The organism is Pseudomonas sp. MDT2-39-1 (assembly GCF_054898085.1).
In genome coordinates, this window is record NZ_CM142716.1 from 4178458 (window position 1) to 4195106 (window position 16649).

At 54.0% G+C, this 16649-nt stretch carries 16 protein-coding genes; 10 read left to right on the forward strand and 6 right to left on the reverse strand.

Annotation, left to right across the window (positions count from 1 at the left end; translation table 11 throughout):
• Positions 1–99 precede the first annotated feature (99 nt).
• From ACYZTM_RS19540 to istB (ACYZTM_RS19550), 3 genes are all read left to right on the forward strand, one after another.
• Positions 100–1320 carry a tyrosine-type recombinase/integrase gene (locus ACYZTM_RS19540; RefSeq protein ID WP_461989165.1) on the forward strand — a complete coding sequence of 407 codons (1221 nt, stop codon included), beginning with the start codon at positions 100–102 and terminating at the stop codon, positions 1318–1320.
• A 302-nt stretch (positions 1321–1622) separates the two neighbouring features.
• Positions 1623–3137, forward strand: coding sequence for an IS21 family transposase (gene istA, locus ACYZTM_RS19545; protein ID WP_461984080.1), 1515 nt, complete (start codon positions 1623–1625; stop codon positions 3135–3137).
• 20 nt (positions 3138–3157) lie between these two features.
• Positions 3158–3913, forward strand: a complete 756-nt coding sequence (gene istB, locus ACYZTM_RS19550) for an IS21-like element ISPsy14 family helper ATPase IstB (protein WP_461984078.1) — start codon at positions 3158–3160, stop codon at positions 3911–3913.
• Positions 3914–4319: 406 nt separating this feature from the next.
• Here the strand turns inward: istB (ACYZTM_RS19550) and ACYZTM_RS19555 are convergent, their stop codons facing one another.
• The 3 genes from ACYZTM_RS19555 to ACYZTM_RS19565 form a co-directional block, all read right to left on the reverse strand.
• A complete protein-coding gene (locus ACYZTM_RS19555) occupies positions 4320–7067 on the reverse strand; it encodes a pentapeptide repeat-containing protein (RefSeq protein WP_461984137.1) in 2748 nt (915 codons plus the stop codon).
• 360 nt (positions 7068–7427) lie between these two features.
• Positions 7428–7940, reverse strand: a complete 513-nt coding sequence (locus ACYZTM_RS19560; RefSeq protein ID WP_461984139.1) for a hypothetical protein — start codon at positions 7938–7940, stop codon at positions 7428–7430.
• Positions 7937–8374, reverse strand: coding sequence for a hypothetical protein (locus tag ACYZTM_RS19565; protein ID WP_461984141.1), 438 nt, complete (start codon positions 8372–8374; stop codon positions 7937–7939). Before ACYZTM_RS19565 ends, ACYZTM_RS19560 begins: the two co-directional genes overlap by 4 nt.
• A 23-nt stretch (positions 8375–8397) precedes the next feature.
• Here ACYZTM_RS19565 and istA (ACYZTM_RS19570) point away from each other — a divergent pair, with 23 nt between their 5' ends.
• Positions 8398–9420, forward strand: a complete 1023-nt coding sequence (gene istA / locus ACYZTM_RS19570; protein ID WP_461984143.1) for an IS21 family transposase — start codon at positions 8398–8400, stop codon at positions 9418–9420.
• A complete protein-coding gene (gene istB, locus ACYZTM_RS19575; protein WP_461984145.1) occupies positions 9417–10205 on the forward strand; it encodes an IS21-like element helper ATPase IstB in 789 nt (262 codons plus the stop codon). The genes istA (ACYZTM_RS19570) and istB (ACYZTM_RS19575) overlap by 4 nt, the downstream gene beginning before the upstream one ends.
• Here istB (ACYZTM_RS19575) and ACYZTM_RS19580 read toward each other — a convergent pair.
• Both ACYZTM_RS19580 and ACYZTM_RS19585 read right to left on the reverse strand, forming a co-directional pair.
• Complete coding sequence (locus ACYZTM_RS19580) at positions 10166–10834, reverse strand: hypothetical protein (RefSeq protein WP_461984147.1); 669 nt, start codon at positions 10832–10834, stop codon at positions 10166–10168. The two genes, istB (ACYZTM_RS19575) and ACYZTM_RS19580, sit on opposite strands and share 40 nt — an antisense overlap.
• Positions 10827–11069, reverse strand: coding sequence for a hypothetical protein (locus ACYZTM_RS19585; protein ID WP_172792239.1), 243 nt, complete (start codon positions 11067–11069; stop codon positions 10827–10829). The genes ACYZTM_RS19580 and ACYZTM_RS19585 overlap by 8 nt, the downstream gene beginning before the upstream one ends.
• A 634-nt stretch (positions 11070–11703) precedes the next feature.
• Between ACYZTM_RS19585 and ACYZTM_RS19590 the strand changes: the two genes are divergently transcribed.
• From ACYZTM_RS19590 to ACYZTM_RS19610, 5 genes are all read left to right on the forward strand, one after another.
• A complete protein-coding gene (locus ACYZTM_RS19590) occupies positions 11704–12033 on the forward strand; it encodes a hypothetical protein (protein ID WP_461984149.1) in 330 nt (109 codons plus the stop codon).
• Entirely contained in the window at positions 12030–13976 is a 1947-nt protein-coding gene (locus ACYZTM_RS19595; RefSeq protein ID WP_461984151.1) for a hypothetical protein, read from the forward strand. Before ACYZTM_RS19590 ends, ACYZTM_RS19595 begins: the two co-directional genes overlap by 4 nt.
• A 645-nt stretch (positions 13977–14621) precedes the next feature.
• Entirely contained in the window at positions 14622–14792 is a 171-nt protein-coding gene (locus tag ACYZTM_RS19600) for a hypothetical protein (RefSeq protein WP_165557508.1), read from the forward strand.
• The gene (locus tag ACYZTM_RS19605; protein ID WP_131062944.1) at positions 14779–14994 is read left to right on the forward strand and encodes a hypothetical protein; all 216 of its coding nucleotides are present in this window, start codon (positions 14779–14781) and stop codon (positions 14992–14994) included. Before ACYZTM_RS19600 ends, ACYZTM_RS19605 begins: the two co-directional genes overlap by 14 nt.
• A gap of 92 nt (positions 14995–15086) precedes the next feature.
• Positions 15087–15908, forward strand: coding sequence for a hypothetical protein (locus ACYZTM_RS19610; RefSeq protein ID WP_165557509.1), 822 nt, complete (start codon positions 15087–15089; stop codon positions 15906–15908).
• Between the two features lie 93 nt (positions 15909–16001).
• On the opposite strand, the gene ACYZTM_RS19615 is transcribed toward ACYZTM_RS19610, so the two are convergent.
• Positions 16002–16562 carry a recombinase family protein gene (locus ACYZTM_RS19615; RefSeq protein ID WP_461984154.1) on the reverse strand — a complete coding sequence of 187 codons (561 nt, stop codon included), beginning with the start codon at positions 16560–16562 and terminating at the stop codon, positions 16002–16004.
• Positions 16563–16649 lie beyond the last annotated feature (87 nt).

Genomic DNA, 16649 nt, shown 5'->3' on the forward strand with positions numbered 1-16649 from the left:
TCTATTTCATGCGGTGCCATCCGGTTTCATCCAAGCGCTTGTTTTGTGAGTACCTCCATGAGTACCATTAGCCCATTCAATAATCTATGGGTACTCGGCATGGCTTTGACGGCTCTGCAGGTGAAGAATGCTGCGCCACGTGAGAGGGACTATGGCCTTGCCGATGGCGGTGGCCTATTCCTTTGGGTTCGGGCGGCAGGCGGCAAGTCTTGGCGCTTCCGATTCCGTCTGGATGGCAAGCAGTCTCATATTTCTCTTGGCACCATCGACAAGGTAACCCTCGCACAGGCGCGTCAGCTTGCTTTTGAAGCTCGCCAGCTTGTGACACAGGGGCGGCATCCTGGGCTTGAGCGGAAGGTTGTGCGGGCCAAGGCGGCAATCTCTCGCGCTAATACGTTCAAGAGCCTTGCGCTGGAGTGGCACCAACATAAGTCGTCACGATGGTCGGTAGGTTATGCCAGCGACGTTATGGAAGCTTTCGAGCTGGACATCTTTTCCCAAGTGGGAAGTTTGCCGCTGACCGATATTAAACCCATGCAGTGGTTACAGGTTTTTCGCCGTATAGAGTCGCGAGGTGCTTTGGAGAAGCTGCGCAAGGTTCGACAACGCTGCCAAGAGGTCTACCGTTTCACTATTGCCACTGGTCGTGCTGAGTACAACCCAATCGCAGATATCGGAGGGGCACTTCAGACCCCTACGTGCCGACACTATCCCTTCCTGCCGATTGCAGAAATCCCGGAGTTGATAGGCAGCTTTCAGGCGTGTCCTGGGCATGACGTGGTGAAAATCGCTACCCGTCTGCTGATCCTGACGGGGGTTCGAACTGCTGAGCTGAGAGGGGCTCCTTGGTCTGAGTTCGACTTCGATAAAGAGCTCTGGATGATCCCGGCTGCGCGAATGAAGATGCGCCGCGCTCATCTAGTCCCTCTATCTAAGCAAACGGTGGTTGCACTGCGTGAACTAGAAGGCATCACTGGCGGCTATACGCTTGCGTTCCCTGGTCGTAACGATCCGGCCAAGCCCATGAGCGAGGCAGCCATCAACCAATTGCTGAAGCGCTCTGGCTACGACGGTCGCGCCACAGGTCATGGATTTCGCCACACGATGTCCACCACTCTGCATGAGCAGGGATACCGCAGTGAGTGGGTCGAAACCCAGTTGGCGCACGTGGACAAGAACAGCATACGCGGCACCTACAACCATGCTCAGTATCTGGAGGGGCGACGAGAGATGCTTCAGTGGTATGCCGACTATCTGGATATTTTGCCGCGCAGCAATGCCGGGTCTTCCTCCATTACAGGCGTGGAGGAAATCGCATGAGCGATGATGTGATACGTTTATCTGATTTGGTGCCGAAGTACGCTCGCCACTATAAAGTTAGTCCTCAAGAAGCTGCATATGCTCTGCATGAGCTGATTGTGGGGATTCCATGCGCACTTGGACACCCAGTCCACGAACACTTGGACAGCGATTCCACGCTGACTTGGACACTCATTCCACGAGCACTTGGACAGTGATCTCTCACTGATCCGACCCAAGCTCAGGCAGGCAGCAACGCAGGATTATTCACTACCATCGACCTCTTTTCTCGAAGCGAAGAGGTCGTCGTGGAGCGTATATCCATGCGTAAAATCCGAGAGGTACTACGCCTAAAGTTCGACGCCGGCCTGTCCGTGCGCAAAATTGCTACCAGCCTGCGCATTAGCAGCGGCAGTGCCGGCAATTACCTGCACCGCTTCAACGCTTGCGGGCTGACTTGGCCCACGCAGTTGTCGGACGCCGAACTGGAGCGACGTCTATTCCCGCCAGCGCCGACGGTGCCCAGTGATCAACGTCCGATACCGGACTGGGCTCATGTCCATGCCGAGTTACGTCGCCCCGGCGTCACCCTGGCCCTGCTTTGGCAAGAGTATCGGCTCAGCCACCCGCAAGGTTTCCAGTACAGCTGGTTCTGCGAGCACTACCGCCTCTGGGCCGCCAAGGTCGACGTGGTCATGCGCCAGGAACACCGTGCCGGCGAGAAGCTGTTCGTTGATTACGCCGGCCAGACCGTGCCGGTCATTGATCGGCGAACCGGCGAGATCCGCCAAACGCAGATCTTCGTCGCCGTCCTCGGCGCGTCCAGCTACACCTTCGCCGAGGCCACCTGGTCGCAGAAACTGCCCGACTGGCTGGGCTCGCACGTGCGCTGCTTCGCCTTTCTCGGCGGTACATCGCAGATCCTGGTACCGGACAATCTGCGCAGCGGCGTTACCAAAGCGCATCGTTACGAGCCCGACATCAACCCCAGTTACCGCGACCTCGCCGAGCATTACGGCGTGGCCGTGTTGCCTGCCAGATCTCGCAAACCTCGGGACAAAGCCAAGGTTGAAGTCGGCGTCCAGGTGGTCGAGCGCTGGATCCTGGCGGTGCTGCGCAACCGCCAGTTCTTCTCGCTGGGCGAACTCAACACAGCCATCGCGCTGCTGCTGGATCGCCTCAATCAGAAGCCCTTCAAGAAGCTGCCCGGCTCACGCCGCTCGGCCTTCGAGACCATCGACCAACCCGCACTGCAATCGCTGCCAGCGCATCCTTATGTCTACGCCGAATGGAAAAAGGTGCGGGTACACATCGACTACCACGTCGAGGTCGACGGCCATTACTACTCGGTGCCGTATCAGCTGGTGAAGCACCAACTCGAAGTGCGGCTGACTGCGCAAACCGTCGAGTGCTTCCACGCCAACCAGCGCGTGGCCAGCCATCTGCGCTCAGCACATAAAGGCCGCCACACCACCCAAACTGAGCACATGCCCAAAAGTCACCGCGAACACGCCGAATGGACGCCCCAGCGACTGATCCACTGGGCAGAGCAGACAGGCCCGAATACGGCCGGCGTCATCGCCTACATCCTCGAACGCCGGATCCATCCGCAGCACGGCTTCCGCGCCTGCCTGGGCATCCTGCGCCTGAGCAAACAGCACGGCGAAGAGCGGCTGGAAGCCGCTTGCCAGCGAGCGCTGGCACTGGGCGCGTGCAGCTACAAAAGCCTTGAATCGATCCTGCGCCAAGGGCTGGAACGGCTGCCGCTGGCCCAGCAAAACCTGCCGTTACTGCCTGAAGAACACATCAACCTGCGCGGCCCTGGCTACTACCACTGACCTGAAAAAGGAGCACCAAAATGCTGCCCAACCCGACACTCGACAAGCTGCAAACCCTGCGCCTGCACGGCATGATCAAGGCGCTTGGCGAACAACACGCAACGCCTGACATCAACGATCTCAGCTTCGACGAACGCTTCGGTCTGATGGTCGACCGCGAGCTGACCGAGCGCGAAGACGCCCGCCTGACTACTCGCCTCAAGGCCGCACGACTGCGCCATAACGCCTGCCTGGAAGACATCGACTATCGCAGTCCGCGTGGCTTGGACAAGGCCTTGATCCTGCAACTGGGCAGCGGCCAGTGGCTGCGCGACGGCCTGAACCTGATCATCGGCGGCCCAACTGGCGTAGGCAAAACCTGGCTCGCCTGCGCGCTGGCTCATAAGGCCTGCCGCGACGGTTACAGCGTGCGTTATCTGCGCTTGCCGCGCTTGATGGAAGAACTAGGCCTGGCCCACGGCGACGGCCGCTTCGCGAAACTGATGGCGGGTTATGCCAAGACCGACTTGCTGATCCTGGACGACTGGGGCCTGGCGCCGTTTACCGCTGCGCAACGGCGCGACATGCTTGAACTGCTGGACGACCGCTACGGCAACCGCTCGACGCTAGTGACCAGCCAGATGCCAGTGGACAAATGGCACGCACTGATCGGCGATCCGACCTTGGGCGATGCGATCCTCGACCGGCTGGTGCACAACGCTTATCGGATCGAACTGAAGGGCGAATCGATGCGCAGACGCGCAACGAAATTGACGGCGACAGAGACTTCAGACTAACAATGCAAGCCTGCGTCGCTGCGCTCCGACTGCCTGCCCAAGTGGACGTGGATCAGGTGTCCAAGTGAGCGTGGAACGAGTGTCCAAATGATCGTGGGCTGAGTGTCCAAGTGTCGTGGAATCCGCACATTCGCAACGCGCGTCTTTTGACCATAGGGAACAGCCAAAGTCACTTAGAAATTCACGAGCGTAGCTCTTCAACTATATAAACATCGGCCGTACTGGTCGTATAGCAGCAGTAGCAAAGATTTAAGGAAAAAAATCTTAGAAAGTAAGCTATGTTACATGCCGGTCGGCCTCAGGGGTGGTGAAAATTTTGTTATCCCACGGTTGATTAAGAGAAGAGCTTGGGACAAATAACTAACGACCCAAGCTCTAAATTCTTGTTTAAATCGTGAAGATCTAGTCAGCCATCAACATTGAGGGTGCTGTCATTTGTAATAGCGATTTTTCGCGTTTTATTTCTTTTTTTAATACTTTTGAATCGCGGTCGCTCACCAAGAGCAAATTCAACGCCAGTAATATCGGCCCCGGCGAATATAGCCCCCATTACAGTTGCCTCATCAAATGTTGATTCCGACAGATTCGATCCCGAAAAATTTGCTTCTGTGCAAGTGGTGTTGTCGAAGTTGGATTTTTGTAATCGAGCACCTTCAAAGTTGGCTCCCTCAAAGTCTCCGAGGCAGAAAAAAGCGTTATTAAAACTCACGCCTTTAAAATTGGTCTTGGTACCATTCGCTCTTCCCAATACAATTCTAAAGCCATTGGCACCTTCAAAGTTTGAATTGGAAACGTCTGCCGCATAAAAATCTGCCAAATCTAAAGAAAGACCGGATAGATTCAGCCAAGACATGCAAGATAAGACCAAGGTGGGCTCTGGGCCACTCCTCTGCTCTTGAATGCGCTTTAACCATGTTCCAAAAGCAGTTTTATCAGTGTGAACTATATCGCTTATTTGGGAAGATGCTAATGCACAGGCATTCATCGCAGCAAACAAAGCTTCTTCGGTATTTCGAGCCTGAAACAATGCTTTGGGAAATGACACCAATTTAGTAATTTTTTCCATTGGCATGCCATTTGCCAAAATATAGTTAAATAGAGAAACGAAGCATTTATGCATCGCTTCAATAACTGGCGGAGTTTGGAGCTTTACTTCCGATCGAAGAAAATCATGGATATTTTTAGATAATGCAGCAGGACCGCACATTTCCACCCAATACGCCAACGCCTCTGCCTCTCCCCAACCTCTCGCTCTTCCCTGTCGTCTGTTAGTTTCCTCTACAATTTCTCGCATTGCCCTTACGAGTCGGCGCGCCGTCAGATACTCACCAAAACTCTTATGAGTAAATATGAAGGTCGGATCGCCTTTTGGACGTGAGCCATGTTGCCTAAAGAAGAAGGCAGCTAATAACGAAGTTATTCCTGCTTCCGCTCCTTCCTGAAAAACATTAAGCTGCGTCTTCAATCCACCTAGCTCGCAGTAGTGTTCAATTTCACTAATGGTCGTTGTTCTTCCGTCACCGTGCCATGCAGCCAGTCCTATTTCTTCAAGAATCAGGAAGAAATCAGCTTCTTTAAGAAGCTTTATCGGGCCATGTCGCCGCCCATTCTCATATCCCCGTTCATATATTGCCTCAACCAAATCATCATAAATTTGATTGAGGTTGACACCCTTCGAAAAATTTAGCTTCCCTCTGCAATAGCTTAGAGCCAAGAGATAGTTCAATAAGGGTTGCGCTGTAATTTCATCGAGATCTGCGCGCTTTAAATCCTCAGGAAGCCCACTGTAGCCTAGACCTGTCAAACTACCGTAGTTTGTCCACCAGTCCGTTCTAAGGTCTTGAGAAAGAATCGACTTTGGATCTTCAAACTCACTCTGACTTCGGCTGGCTCCGGAGTTGTCAGTATAGTAAGGCAGAACTGTCAAAACTTGCTTTACCTGCCGTAACTCACTCTCAGAACCCTGTATTGTTACTTCACGCCCACTAAGTAAAACTCGAACGCACAACCCATTCATATTAATTCGATCAACAGTCAACTGTACCGAGCGCACAAAGTCTCGCGCAGTTTCAGCGGCTGCACGGCCCTGACTAGCAAGTTCGTCCAAACCATCCAGTATTATTAAAAGGTCGGAAGTGAGTTCCTCTCTTTTCAGAGGATTAATTTTAATTATACCTTCGTCATTCAAAAACCTTCCAACTTCTTCAACAAAGTCGCGCGAAGGATCAATATAATGCAGTGGAATAAATAGAACCTTAATCCTTCCTTGCTTTGATACATGCGCTGCGTAAATTTTTGAGAAGGAAGATTTGCCACTACCCGGTCCTCCACTTATCGCGCGGACAGCGTCCTCTTTTTTAGATGTAAGCAACCATCTATCGAGCTCCTCATTAAGTCGTACAGCAACTTTACGATTACTCACGTGATTATCTGAGATGTCTGTCGCTACTGGGCACTCCTCATAATAAGCATTGAGTGGTATATATATTTGCCTAAGACCAAACGGCTCTCCGAAAACAGACTCTTCCAAGCGACGTTGTAATTGGGCGTCATAGAGTTTCCAAGACAGCTCACGCTCAACGGATAAACTAAATGGAGAATTTAAAGAGGCAATTATATCTTGATATACTGCCGAGTTAGACTGCCACTCTTTATGAAGGGCATGAGGGAAATACCCAGGCAATCTCGAGGAGATTGTGTGCGATTTCGCCTGCGAGACACCAACATCCATAAGCCAAGCAAATATTGCTTCTTTAATAGAATTTATTAGTTGGAATTTTACCGGATTTTTGAAAAAGTCGTTATTCACCTTGCAAGCAAGGATCTTTTCCTCAAGCAATGGCTCAAGTGACGAAAAGTCGTATTGTTCTGGCAGTTGATCTTTTGAATCGAGCAGGAGACCCGAAAGCGCAAACAACGTAGAGCGCTGCAATAATCGATAAAGAAGTTGTTCTGGAGTTTTATTTTCAAATCCAATTGCAGACGCTGCATCAACACCGTCGTCAGCTAAATCGTCAAACTTTCCGAGTAAAGCATGTCCCACTCCCTTCGCCAGCGATACCGCCAATGCTTTTGCATCTAGTTTCAGCGGAGTATTTAGAAGAGACTTTGGTTTTGCTACAGTCAGCGACGCTTCCAAATCCAGTCCTTGCATAGTATTTATTCCTGCTCACGCTAAATAATTCTTATAAAATATCGGATAATAATGTTTTTTTTAATCAGGGTTTTATAAACAAACAGTAGACTGCCACGCAAGGCATCAAAAAGCCACTATAAAAAGCGTTTTCTGAATGCTGTTGCAGCAGTTGTGAATTCAGCCAATGACGTAAAGCCCTTCCTGCACAGGTTAAAGTTGTTCAGCGAGATCAATTACTCAACTGCAGTCGACTCTCCAAATAGCCTCCCTTAACCGAGTGCTGCCGATCATGAATGGCCGCAATTGGCCGTTCTCTGCCGATCATGGTTACAAAGCGTGCTGGTCAAATCCGAGCTGGTTCCCCTAGAGGGGTTTTGGCTACGCAGGCATGTCATCCATTAGAGGGGAGCCCCAACGAGTTTGCACCTTGGTGGTGGCATGATCTGCTCTAAGAGCGTGCATTACAGCTGTCGCCGTCTCATCGTTGCCCACTGCCCATGACGACATTAACGTGGAGAAGTGATCAACTTTTTCTTGCAGCATGTCGGCGTGACGTTGAGCCCTGTAGGCCGTGTTCAGCGCTTCATCCCGATCTTGATCAGAGATAGCAAGAATCCCCCGTAAGGCTTCCACTTCGTTGTGATGCGCTTTCGCAACGACCGTCAATGTCTCCTGATGCCTTTGCTCGATTATTCCGATCTCTGCACGTTGTTCCAGGAGCAACACTTTGTGTCGAGCTATGCTGCCTTCCAAAGTGGCATCTACCTTCGTTTTCGCTCTTTTGGCATCTATGAGCAGCAGTACCAGCACAACGGCGACAATCAAAAGTACGCCGATTACAAATAGCAGGCTGCCATTCAGCCAACTGGAGTCGATATTTATGGGTGTCATCGTAGATAGATCTCGGTAATTTCTGGACGAAAGTGCCCAAGCTCCTGAGAGACGACGCGCTTTGCTTCTTCACGGGTGAGATAGCGTTGCAGCGTGCTAAGGCGTTCCTGGGCATAGCTGTGACGGAGCCCATGGGCTCCGTTGGACCAGCCGAGCGCTGTTTTTGAAGCCGCACCGAATGATTTGCTCCAGGGCTGACCGCCGCCAAGTTCGTAGAACTGTTGGTAGCGAACACCTCGATCTGTAACGCTACGAGCCTCTGGTAGACGTGTGACTTCCAGACGCTTGGCCAGGTGAATCGGAATACGTACCTCGCGGGTAAGACCCCCTTTACCGTGGACGGTGTAGGCAATGGAGTCTTCCCGGATGCTGGATGTCAGTACCGATGCAAAACTGACCCACCCTACCGGTTGAAAACTGACCCACTTGGGCAAAATGCAGCTTTTGCGAGCTGCCCATGCTGTCCCAGGAGCAACACGTGGAAATCAGTGTTCTTATTCGTCAGGGTTTGTCTATTCGGGCCATCGCCCGGCAGGTGGGCTGCTCTCGCAATACCATTCGACGCCACCTCAAATTACAGGCCCAGCGCCAGCTCGTCGTCTATGGCCCGCGCGCGCAGCGCGTGGGCAAGCTTGTGCCTTTCGAGGCCTATCTGCGCCAGCGCGTAGAAGCCGCTCGACCCCATTGGATTCCCGCCATCGTGCTGTTGAGGGAGATCCGCGAACAGGGTTACGAAGGCGGATACTCCATCCTCACCAGCTTTCTGCTGACCTTGAAATCCAAGGCAAACGAAGCCGTCGTTCGCTTTGAAACCGAGCCCGGTGAGCAGATGCAGGTGGACTTCACCGTCATTCGGCGTGGCCGCGATCCGTTGTTGGCATTCGTTGCAACGTTGGGCTGGAGCCGTGCGACCTACGTCGTTTTCTCCCGTCGCGAAGACTCCGCGGCCTGGTGTTCCGGTATCGAAAAGGCGCTGCGTTTCTTCGGCGGTACGCCGCGAAAGCTACTCTTCGACAACGCCAAAACCATCATCCAGGAACGCGATGTTTATGGCCCCGGTCAGCACCGCTGGAATCCTGCGCTATTGAATTTGGCAGAGCGCTACGGCTTCACACCGAAAGTTTGCCGGCCTTATCGGGCGCAGACCAAGGGCAAGGTCGAGCGCTTCAACCACTACCTGAAAAACAGCTTCGTAGTGCCACTGGCCGCGTCACTTAACCAGGTCAACTTGCTGTTGGACGTTGAGGTCGCGAACAGCAAGATCGGCCCTTGGTTGATGGAGGTCGCCAACGCCCGAACACATGCGACGACGGGCGAAATACCGCAACACCGACTGGATACCGAAGTGCACCACTTGTTGCCCCTGCCAGAGATCCAAGGGGGTGCGAGCAGCATGATTTCGGTCGTCCAACCCATGCCGGTGGAAAGCTTGCAGCATCCGCTCTCGGTCTATCAGGCACTGCTTGAGGTACGTCCATGAACCTTCAACATCTGCGCATCGAGTCTCTTTGCCAACAGTTCAAGCTGGACACTTTTGCGACGGACTGGCCGGCACTGGCCCAGCAAGCGGCCGAAAAAGAAACGAGCTATGCCGACTTCCTGGAACAGCTTCTGCTGAGCGAGGATCGCGCCCGAAACGAGCGTCGGCGGCAAGCGCTGCTGCAACAGTCCGGGCTGCCGGCGGTGAAAACGGTTGAACAATACGACTTCAAATTCGCCAGCGGCGCGCCGCAAAGCCAGATCCTGGAACTGGCCGGGCTGGCCTTCATCGAGCGTAAGGAAAACGTCGTACTGCTGGGGCCTTCGGGCGTTGGCAAAACACACTTGGCCAGCGCTCTGGCTCATCGGGCGATCATGGCAGGCATTTCCACCCGATTCATCTCTGCCGCCGACCTGACTTTGCAACTCGTCGCCGCGCACCATCAAGGGCGCCTGGCTCAGTATTTCAGTCGCGTTGTTCAACGCTCGAAACTGCTGGTGATTGATGAGATCGGCTATTTGCCGTTCGGCCGTGACGAAGCCAACTTGTTCTTCAACGTGATCGCCAAACGGTACGAACATGGCAGCTTGGTGCTGACCAGTAACTTGCCGTTCAGCCAGTGGGCAACGACCTTCGCGGACGACTCGACACTGACCGCTGCGCTGCTGGATCGGCTTCTGCACCATGCGCATATCGTCCAGGTCAGCGGACAGAGTTATCGACTAAAGGACAAGCTGAGATCAGGTCAGGTGGTGCCGAGAGAAACGGCCTCGCCACAGAAATAAACAGACCTCAAACACCGCCGGGGTGGGTCAGTTTTACTTCGGTAGGGTGGGTCAGTTTTCAACCGGTGTTGACAGGAAAACTTCAAAGCATGCGCAGGGCGAACATCTGGGGCTTTGTGGTGGATACGGCGCAGCGTTAGTAACTCATGGGCACGCAGGCCTGATGCATGGGAAATCTCGGTTGCTAGGGCGTTGTGTGGCGACTGGCGAGCGGCTATGAGGGTCACTTGCTCAGGGGTATATGACCTCGATTGCTCGGCTAATCGGCGACCTAATGTTGGCTGACCGGCCTTTCCTTTTTGGGTTGCCGGTGCGGTGCTTTTGATGACAACCAGAGTTTGACCTGGTGGGAGCTGATGAGTGACGTGCTGCATCATCGCTTGCAGGGCTTGCCGCTCCATATCTAGCGTCTTTTGGCCAACAACTTCGGCACGTTGTCGTAGATACTCGAGGGCACGAGTCGGAGTCATATCACGAAGGCTGCCCAGGCGGTGCTCTTGGAGATGGACAGTGATCTGCTTTAAGCGTTGCTCATAGTTCCGTACGGTGCTGACCGATTTGATGTGGCTGCCTTGCAGCTGCTTCATCACGGACGCTGCTTGCTTCGCCGGTTTGGCGAACTTAGCCATGCTGGCGGTTCCGATGTAGCCAGCGGTTCACGGTCGAGCGTTCGACTGTAATGCCTTTCTCGGCTATCCAGCGTTGTAACTCGCTGCCATTGCAACCTACTGCATCAAGCTGCAACAGCTCGTGTTTGTAGTTATCAAGTAATGAGCGCCGCTGGGCATAAGTTCGGGGCTTTCTCCGAATCCTAGACTCGGATTTGAGGTGCGCAGCAATGGTCTGCGCATCGAATTCGCTCATGGGAAGCTCTCTGGTTGTGTAAGAACTTCTGACCGTTGCCGGTTCAGCGACACACCATCCGAAGATGGTTCGTTGTGTGCCTGTTCGCCCCCCTTTGCACTGGTGTGCAGGCGGGGACTGTTCACGCCTATTCGGAGTCTCCGAGCGGGTTCCTGATTAACCGTTCAGGTGCGGTTGCCATTGTTGGTCTGGCTGACCTGGTTAAGTTGTCGTTTCTCCTCTGGTGGTCGTTGATGTTCCCGATAAATCGGTCGGGGCCAAGCCGGTTACGCGAGCGATGACGCGGCGCGTAATCGATAAGGCCCTGCCTGCGATGACGCAGAACAGGAGCCCTCTGCCATTGCCTATACCCATGAACAACACGGGCACGAGCGGCCGGGCAGGGCGGTTTTGAGCCTGGTCAGCTTACGAGAGCCTCGGGGGACGACGCAATCGTTTAGGGTTGCGTTATGTTTGTTGCGCTAAATCATAGATACCCAGTAAGCCCGCTATGTAAAGCGCCGATTAGGCGCGTTACATAGCGGGCTGTATCGATGAATTTGACGCAGCATAGAAAGTGCAGTGACTTGAGTGGAGATGCTAGGGGCTCCCCCTTTAGGCTGGCTAAAGCCAACACAAATGAGGGAGATGGCGAATGTCGAAACGGCAAAAAATCGCAGGAGTTTTGGACGCGGCATACGAGCGTATGCCGGCGATCACCAAATGGGCCGGTTGGTCCGGCATCGTACTTGGGCCTGTGCTTGGTTTTTTCCACATGGCGGCGATGTTTTTAATGCCCGGTGTGTATGGAAAGCGCGTCCTGGAACAGTACGATCTGGTGCAGCGAACCGGCGACGTGCTGGTCGCTCCATTCGCCCAGTACCTGATACTCATCGGTTTCACATTGTGCGTACTGTGGATCGGTTTATGGGGGGTTAGGCTGGTTCTGGCTGTGCGTTGGTGGCTGATGAGGCGTTCCGCATGAGCGCCTCTGCAACCCCGGAGGGGTACGCGGGGTTCAGCTGGATATTTGCGCTTTGGGAGGATGTAGGCATGACGATGCTCGCAGCCACCCAGCCGATTTTCACCGCCCTTAACAACAGCAGTTCAACACTGGTCTTCAGCGTGGGAATCATATGGCTGATCATGATTATGTTGAGGGTGGCCGACGGCGGGCTGGCTCGTGGCCTGGCGGGAGGCGTGGTCATTTTTTTTGTCATGCTTTTAGGGATGAAACCAGCGACCGTTCAGTTGCCCAGCGGGGTCTCGGTTACATTAATTGATGCGCAGGCAACGACCCTGAAAGTGGCTATGGCCGTGCATCGCATGTACAGGTCTGCTCTGGATGGCGTCCTCAGCGAACACACCATTGCGGGATCGATTGTGCCGGCACAGGCGGCAGTTGATGACATTGCAGCGAGGGGCGCGCAGATCTATCAAGGCACCGATTTGGCCCGATTGATACACGACTACAACACCAGCTGTGCACCGAGTCGGGCCGAACTGGGAGGGGCTGAGCATGCGACGAGAATTGAAGCAATGCATGCTGTCGGCCTGCTCGGCGGCGGCGGGTTGGGGATTCCTGATGAGCAAATTAGTCTGATTGCTCAAGCTAAGGCGGCGGGCGGCGGCATCACGACCTATATGACCGGATCGGCTGAGGAAAACGGCGGGTGGCTCAACTACCTTCTGGGTGGAGGTGCCGCCCGGAAAGGGATTGAGAAAGCGGTAGACCTTGGTTCGGTTCAAGCGCGCCGTGAGGCAGGAATAGCTGCATTGGGCAGCGCCGGGCCTTTTATGGGAGACCGTTACGCACTGCCGACCAAAGTCCATTGGCAAGCGCTATTCGCCGGGCAGCCGGATTCAACACCCTCGTATCTACCCATAACGTTGATTCCAGGTCAGAAGTCTCAGGTTATCGGGGTTGATGATAATGCGATGATGTTCCAACCAACCAGTTGCCTGGAGGCCTATAAAATTGCTCAGTTGGGGGCTGAGCAGGCCTACCTAGCCTTAAAAGAAGCTGGGGGAACAATCGCAGGTGGCCAGCGGGTAAGTGCTGAGGTGGGCGCCGTGAGCACGGCCGTGGCCTGGCAGCGTTTCATTACGCGATCACTGGAGAAAACCACCGGCCTTTCGCCGGATGGCGCCGAAGTCGGAGCTGGCATTCTTGCCAGTGTTCAAATGTTCAAGGATTGGTCTGGCTGGCTAGATCTTCAAACCCTGCTGCCGGGATACGTGCTGTTGTCAGCATGGCTGTTCTGGATCGTATTACTCGCTGCGCCGTTGGCGCTGTTGCTGGCTCCGTTGCGTGGCGTTGGAGTATTGGTCAGTTGGCTCTCCCTCCTATTTTTCCCCGTGATCGCGATGCTGTTCGCACACGCACTAATTGTGGCTGTATCCCTCGTTATGGCCGCTGTTGCCATCGGCCAGGCTGCCGCTGCTAGCGGGTGGTCAGGATCAGGTGCTGACTTTGATGCGGTACGCGGGTTTATGGGAGCGATTGCAGCCATCCTGCTGGCTATTACGACTTGGATTGCATCAAGTCTGACTGGCGTTTCGGTGGGCGGCCTGGCTGGCAGCCTGACAGGGGCTATGGCCACGGCCAGTGGTGTCGGTGGGTTTGTTACACGTGCGGTGGGAACTGTTATGGCGATTAGCCGGCTAGGTGCTTTAGGCGCTGCTGGTGGCAAGGGGAGAAGTCCTGGTGGTGGTTCTGGTGGTTCTGGTGGTACGACTCCCCCACGACCGATCCCGCCAAGCCCTACAGGATCTAGCTCGGCACCACACGCTCGTCCGGCGCGAGATCCCAATGCTTCCGGTAGCGTGGCAAAGGCGTATTGGCCCACGACGCCCACTACAGATAGATCGATTGGAACGCGTCGCTCGGCTCTGATTCCACCACAGAAGGTTCCACCGAAGCAGTAATTTTTTAGGGCTGGAGGCTCACCGGTCGAGTGAGCTGGTGCGGCGGGGGATGCGCTTGGTTAGACACGCCGCAGCGCAGGCCCATCTATCGAGCTGAGTGCGTAGGTATCTGATTAAGGGGGATAGGCATGTGATGCTGTGTGTCGGTTCCGACATCCTCAGCATCACCAGCTCACTCGACCGGTGAGCCTCTTGCCCTCACTGATCATAACGGCTGATCTTCCATTCTCTCCGCGGGCACTCATTATTATTTTTACTTTTCGGAAAAACTCAGTAAGCCTTCAGAAATCCTGCAAATACCACTGAGAAACCACCCAGGTTCCCAGTCGTTCCTTTTAAAAGCCGCTTGAAATATCTGTGCCTCCACTAGGTTACGTTGGGAAGCACAATGCACATACAGTCGGCCCGCTGCCCTACGCCGGGAAAATCCGGCGAGCCAGTAGCAATCACACAAATACCACTGAGAAATCATCAATATTCACAGTGGCGCCCATTACTTTCTTTTGGTGCCGTTGCCCTTCCCTGGTATCCCATCGCGAGACTCTCAATTCCAATTAGGGGAAACGACGATTTTTACACGGCCGGCGCTGACACACTGGAAGGTTGGATTAACGTCCGTCGCTCGAACGAAATCTGAGGTGTGAGATGAAGCGACTGTGGATGACGCTTTTCTTCGGTGGACTGGGGTTCTGGGTCGGTTCAAATCGCTGGTTGCCGCTATGGGGCATTGTTGCGCTGGCGGTACTGGGCAACGTTTTGTGGGGCTGGGCGGCGTGGCTGGAGCATCGGGAGGGGGCAGACCATGATGAGCGCTGATCTAGATGAGCTAATGCTCGTCAGTTTTCTCTGTCCGGAGCTGGTCTGGTCGGCATCCTCGACGCGGCCTGTGATCGTTGCGAGTGATGAAACGGTGCTGCGGCTGTATTGGATGCCAGTGCCGCTGCGGCAGGATCCATTTCGCGCTGAATTGTTTGTTTGCGAGCTCAATGGTAGGGAGAAGGTAATGATGGCAAAATGACACACTTAGACGGTTTACTTTTGGCTGCTACTCCCATCTAACAACTCACAGGGCGCTAGGAAACAGCGTCATCAACAGAACGAAAGGATGTTATGCGCACTTTTTTCAAGTTAGTGGCAGTTGCTGTTGCCGGTTCAGGCCTTGCTGCCTGTGGTGGCGAAGACTTCACAGGGGCTTATCGGTTTAAAGACTCAAATATTCAGAGGACAATGGTTCTCAATGTTCATGGCGATGAAGCAGAAATCTTTGGGGACGATGGGAAAGGCCGTATCAAGCCTCTCGCTAAACTGAAGGTTTCGGTAAAAGATGAAAAACTTCTTCTTGATGATGTAAACGGCTCTGCACGCCTGGCCATGAGGCGCAACGTTGATGAGCAAAGCCTTGACTGTCTTAACTGCAAGGTAATAGGCCTGAAGAAGGACGATCTGGTTTGGGAATATGACCCTAAAGGGCCATATGACGTACAGCAGCTGCTGAAGGATCAGGCTCGCAAGGATGAGGAAGCAATGAATGCCGAGCTGGAAAAAATTCAGCAGAAAGCCCTGGAGCAAGGTCGACGTGATGCAGAAGCCCCGAAGCTGACACCTTATGAAGGCGATTGGGTCTATCAACGCACCACGAAAAAAGACCCGCTGACCATTATGACCATTTGGCGCAAAAGCCAGATCAAAAGGTGGTCGTTCAACTTTGAGAACATGGATTATCGTCTGGGGCACGAGGTTCCTAGATTCGAGCTCACCGACACTGGCTTGAAGATCGGCGATGCCCCCAAAGCTCACCTGTACACCCTCAGCGCCGACAGAATGATACTGACCTGCATGGACTGTTCGAAGTCGGAGCGTTGGGCCAAGGCTGATCCTAAGAAGGATCTAAGTGACCGTCATTATGCCCGTCAGATGGCCGGTAACCCGTGACACCCTGGTGACAACAGCCTGCCTTGTGATCGGCGAATACCCAAGGGCACTCGCCGGTTGTCGTCAAATCAATCTAAACACGGACGGCGCTCACTACCTGGACAGCGCTCTATACAGGGTCGCTCTATGAACCCCCAAGAGGCGGGCAGCCTCTGCCACTGGCCGTTGCTCTTCGGCAATCAGTTGTCGCGCATGGCTGACCTGTTCCGGTGTTAATACCGGTTTAGGCCCAAACCGAACGCCCCGGGCTTTGGCTGCTGCTCTCCCGGCACTGGTGCGCTCACCAATCAGCGCTCGCTCGAAATCTGCAATACCCGCAAAAATCGTCAGAACCATTTGCCCAGCCGGTGATGTGGTATCAACCCACGGCTCTGCCAATGATCGTAAGCCAGCACCAATTTTTTTGATTTTCTCAGCTATATGAAGAAGATCCGTTGTTGACCTAGCCAAGCGATCCAAACGAGTGACTACAACAATATCCCCCGCCCTCAAGTGATCAAACAAGCGCTCTAGCTGTAATCGATCTATCCGCGCTCCACTGACTTTTTCTTCAAAAATGCGCTGGCATCCGTATTGGCCGAGCATGACGCGTTGCTGCTCTAGATTCTGGCCTTGCGTTGAAACCCGTGCATATCCGATTAGCTGGCTGCGCATTCCACGCCATCCGGCCACTCAGTCCACCAACATCCGGCCACCTATTCCACGGTCATCCGGCCGGGCAGTCGGAGCGCAGCGACGCAG